The organism is Ochrobactrum sp. BTU2 (assembly GCF_024539785.1).
Taxonomy (GTDB): Bacteria; Pseudomonadota; Alphaproteobacteria; order Rhizobiales; family Rhizobiaceae; genus Brucella; species Brucella anthropi.
Genome location: NZ_JAHWRG010000054.1, coordinates 1 through 4,571, shown reverse-complemented (window position 1 = coordinate 4,571; position 4,571 = coordinate 1). Strand labels below are relative to the sequence as shown.

Genomic DNA, 4,571 nt, shown 5'->3' with positions numbered 1-4,571 from the left:
GGGCTGTTCGTAGCGCTCACAAAAGACGAGCACATCTCATAGCGGCGAAGTCAACGCGCAGGGAAATGCGCGCTTACAAAGCAACACTCACTGCCATCGCAGCCGGACATCCCCAAAGCTGCCTCGACGACCTGCTTCCATGGAACTTCAAGACGTCAAGCTAAGACACAAGTGGTCCGCAGCGAACGCTTACGAAGATGAGGCTAAGCGAAGCTTATAGTCTGCATCTCTCGGCTAAGCGAAAATCCTTTCGCCGGACGCTCACGTTGCATATACGACTACATTCAAAACCTGATAAAAATAATTTAGGTCTTAGTTTTAAAAACTAAAAACCTGTAGAATATAAAATTTACAACCATCGCCAATGCGCTCGCAATAATAAGTGATATTTGTGGCGATGAATAATTTAAAGCAAAAGCATAAATTGCCCAGTTTACACACAGCCCAAAAAGACTTCCAACTATGTACTTTCTAAACTGCGATATTAAATTGCCTTCGCTTCGAAATGTAAAATTTCTGTTTATATAAAAAGTAAACAACACTGCTGCAGAAAACGAAATTAACCTACCCAATATTGAACCTAATCCAAGCAATAACATCCAGTTCAATAAAGAGAAGTCGACTAAAAAGCCGACTCCTCCCGCTATGATAAATCGACCAACTGTCTTCATCAGTGGCCAATTGCTAAGAAGGCTATCTTTTTGAGGTCAGACCTTGTCCTTTGTACGAGGTCCAGTGTCAAACCGACCCCCATCAGCACAATAGCCGTCATGCCCAAGAAACCCGCGAGAATTGCAGTTGGAAAGCGCTCTACAAGCCCAGTTTGGAAATATTCAGCAACTACTGAACCACCAAATAAAAGACTTAAGAAAGCAAAGAGTGCAGCAATTATGCTGAAAAACAGAATAGGTCGTTCCATCTGGCAAAGACGCATAATGGTAAAGCCGATACGGGCACCATCCTTATAGGTCGAAAGTTTGCTCACTGACCCTTCAGGTCTTTCCTTGTAGCTTGTTTCCAGTTCTCCGAGAGGGATTCCTAACTCTAAGGCGTGAACAAGAAGCTCAGTTTCAATTTCGAATCCCGAGGAAGATGCTGGAAATGATTTAACAAAGCGCTTTGATAAAACCTTATATCCAGACAACATATCATCAATATGGCGACCGAACAGTAGGCCTATAGCTCCAGTAAGAACCTTGTTACCAAGTACGTGGCCGCGGCGGTATGCGGCGGTCCCTGTCGCGATCCGTTTTAGGTTGAGGAAATCCAACTGATTATCAACCGCATATTTTACGGCAGTGGGCGCGAACGAAAGATCATAAGTATCATCGCCATCGATCATAATAATATAATCTTCTGTGGCGTCGATAAAGGATTTTCTTATTGCAAAACCTTTACCTTGACGAACCTCAGATCGAACGACAGCTCCCGCTCTCTCTGCCACATCTTTCGTAGCATCCTTGGAGTTATTGTCGTAGACATAGACTTTCGCCCCCGGCAAGAACTTTTTTGCATCCTCAACCACACTAGCGATTGTTTGCTCCTCGTTATAACACGGAACAATAACCGCTACATTTTCATATCTCATAATATTACCCCTACGCCGATGATGGCCAACATACTTGCGAGACCTATCACCCCTTGTTTGCTTTGTATGGTATCCCTGCTAAATCCAGCGAAAATGATCGACGCCCCCACCAAGATATAGATCGCTGGCAGCAGATAGCGAAAATCTGCAGCAACACCCACCACAAGGTAGGCCGATATATACGTGAAGGAGGCGAATGCAAGACAGTTAACGAATTTTCCCGCTAGTGATTTGCCGAATATTGTTGCGATAAAAAGTCCAATGGAGAGCGCGTACCATACAAAACCATAATGCCACGGCTGACGGTCATACTGATCCATAATAGCACTATAACGATTGTGAACTGCATTCACTTTTTGTGGGCTATCAGATTGATAGCCGGGTGGGACAGTCACATAGTATTTGTACGCTGGCTTCTGGCCCAAAAATCGGAGAAGATCATTAAAATGCGAAAGGCGATGCTTGAGATATGCAACAGGATTGTTCGCAATAGCCCTTATCCAAATTGCGCTCAATCCGTCCCGGTTTAACTTCTCGACAACAAACCCGCAATCTCCCCAAGCATATACATCCCAATGAACCGGACTGTAACAACCCTCAACAATCCTCTTGTTCTCATCGGTAGAATATAGCCCCGGCAGAGCCACGGTTCCGGAAAAATGTGATATCCCGGCGAGATCGTATACCTCCAATGACACAAGCGGGTTAGCACTCTCAGCCATCAGAATCTTATGGTTGATAGGGCCAGATACTGCGATAAGCACAATCGAAAGAAACGCAGATGCTATCCAACTCTTAAATCGAGCATCCCAACCTAATGCTATCATCAATATAACGGGGGCAGTTATGAATGGAGCATTGGCCCGAGTTAATGATGCTACTAGCAGTATTGAAAGGCACAAGACTTTGTATTTTTTTTCAATTTTTCCCTTCGCAATCAAACGATTAAACGTGATTGATACCGCCAGAAGAACTAGGCAAGCAAGAAAAACATCTTTCCATACAACGGAGATCAGGCCAAAGAATACAGGGCAAATTGCGAGTACTATAAACGTTGGGATCGATATGTATGCTTTGTGCGGAGACAAAAGAAGATAGAATGACAAATACAGAACGAGGACATTTATCGCAAAAAACACACTTCCTGTCTGTAGCAAAAGAATTTGAAGGCGCCAGAACGCTGACATAATCGGCGGATGCCAGTCAGAGAATACGCCAGTTAATGCTTGCTGATATTGATCGAACGAATCGGCATAGATATACCCCGGAAAGAACACATAGATGATTGCTGCGCTCCAAGCTGCAACAAATCCGCCAAACAATAACCGATGCGCCACGATAGCCCCCTTCTGATCGCACCATTCTGGATAAATCAGAAGGGTCTCATACAACTCTTTGGCGACGAGTCAACATTTTGCGTAAGCTTGAAACTTTTTCACTAACGCTTCCACAACCACACGATTAAGCCAACAGCAGCCAGCGCAGCAAATAAAGAAATATAAGCAAACACTTCAAGATATTGGAATGATGAATCCATCGGCCACATATTGCCCAACACCTCACGCAATCTACGGTCGAAGCCTTCCATCGTTTAGTTTAATAGTCAAGGTTCATTGACTTCTGATTCCTGTGCTTTGCACCCATCGCCCAATCCTGTGATTTTCCGCTCAACGGAAGAACTCAGGAGCGCGCGATATGGCTCGCCAGAACTTGGAACCATCTCTCAGACTTTTGTTCGGTGATGAAGGCGGATATTCAAACCGCGCGACTGACAGCGGTGGCCCGACAAAGTGCGGTATCACTCATCGGACCTTAGCTGCATATCGTGGCGTGAAGTCGGTTACAGCTGAACAGGTCAAAGCTATGACCATTGAGGAAGCCGAAGAAATCTATCGTCGTTCGTACTGGCTTCAGTCCGGTGGCGATCTTCTGCCGTCTGGGCTCGATTATGCTGTCTTCAACTCGGGCGTCATGTCTGGACCTTCCCGCGCCGTGAAGATTTTGCAATCGCTCATCGGGGTTGCCCATGATGGAGTCGTGGGGGTTCAAACCGTCGCGGCTGTGAAATCGTATCGCGGTGGCGTTGAGCAACTGATCCGCGATTATTGTGATGCTTACATGACTTTCCTTCGGGGCATCGGTGGCAAACAAGGGTTCTCGGCCAACGGTCGCGGCTGGACAATCCGTATCACCGGCGTTGACCCGAAGGGCCAATGGAAGACAACGCCCGGCGTCGTCGGGAATGCAGTTGCGATGTCGCGCCGTGGAACTGTCACGCCGACAGACGTTTCTGATCCTGCTGGCGCGCCAAAAGCCAACCCAAAAGATACATCGATCGTTGAGACGCTGAAGAAGCCGGAAGCGTGGGGGCCGCTCGGCGGTTTGATCGGCGGCGTTACCGGCATTGCTTCCGGCTCTGGCCCAATCCAATGGGCATTTGCAATCGTTCTCGTCGCGGGTGTTCTCTTTGGTCTTTACACGCTGATCCAGCGACAGCAGGCGGCTGCGTGATGCTGGGCATAGCTGACATTCTCAAGATGGGCGCTGCCGCAGTTGCTGGCGCCGTCATTGCTGGGTTCATTGCTCACGGCATGGGCGTAAGCGACGGCAAGAAACAGGCTTCAGCCGATGCGTTGGCTGCGACCGTGAAATATTACCAGGACAAGGGGGTAATCAAAGATGAGGTGGATGCTGCTGACGCTGCCGCTCTTTGCGCTGATTACGGGCTGCCAGACGATGAACTCCCCGAGTGTGTGCGCCGGGTTCGAGAAGCTGCGGCCCAGTCTGGAAACGTCGGTGAACATTCTGACGACTGACCGACCATTCGCCAATCAAGTGGCGGCACACAATCGATTTGGAACCAAGGCGGGGTGCTGGAAGTGAGTCCTATGGATACCGAGGCTGAATGGACTTGTCACGGTTTGCTTCCGCCTCCTTGAATAGACTATTTGTCATTAAGGAGAAGATTTATGGCAGTTTCACA

At 47.7% G+C, this 4,571-nt stretch carries 4 protein-coding genes; 2 read left to right on the top strand and 2 right to left on the bottom strand.

Annotation, left to right across the window (positions count from 1 at the left end):
* Positions 1-670: 670 nt before the first annotated feature.
* Together KWJ32_RS27725 and KWJ32_RS27720 are read right to left on the bottom strand one after the other, a co-directional pair.
* Positions 671-1,588: a glycosyltransferase family 2 protein gene (locus KWJ32_RS27725; RefSeq protein WP_256886608.1), complete on the bottom strand. Its 918-nt coding sequence runs from the start codon at positions 1,586-1,588 to the stop codon at positions 671-673.
* Positions 1,585-2,925: a hypothetical protein gene (locus KWJ32_RS27720; RefSeq protein WP_256886607.1), complete on the bottom strand. Its 1,341-nt coding sequence runs from the start codon at positions 2,923-2,925 to the stop codon at positions 1,585-1,587. Before KWJ32_RS27720 ends, KWJ32_RS27725 begins: the two co-directional genes overlap by 4 nt.
* Before the next feature lie 358 nt (positions 2,926-3,283).
* On the opposite strand from KWJ32_RS27720, the gene KWJ32_RS27715 reads away from it, so the two are divergent.
* Both KWJ32_RS27715 and KWJ32_RS27710 read left to right on the top strand, forming a co-directional pair.
* A complete protein-coding gene (locus KWJ32_RS27715) occupies positions 3,284-4,099 on the top strand; it encodes a glycoside hydrolase family 108 protein (RefSeq protein WP_256886606.1) in 816 nt (271 codons plus the stop codon).
* Complete coding sequence (locus KWJ32_RS27710) at positions 4,099-4,404, top strand: hypothetical protein (protein WP_256886605.1); 306 nt, start codon at positions 4,099-4,101, stop codon at positions 4,402-4,404. The genes KWJ32_RS27715 and KWJ32_RS27710 overlap by 1 nt, the downstream gene beginning before the upstream one ends.
* Positions 4,405-4,571: the final 167 nt, after the last annotated feature.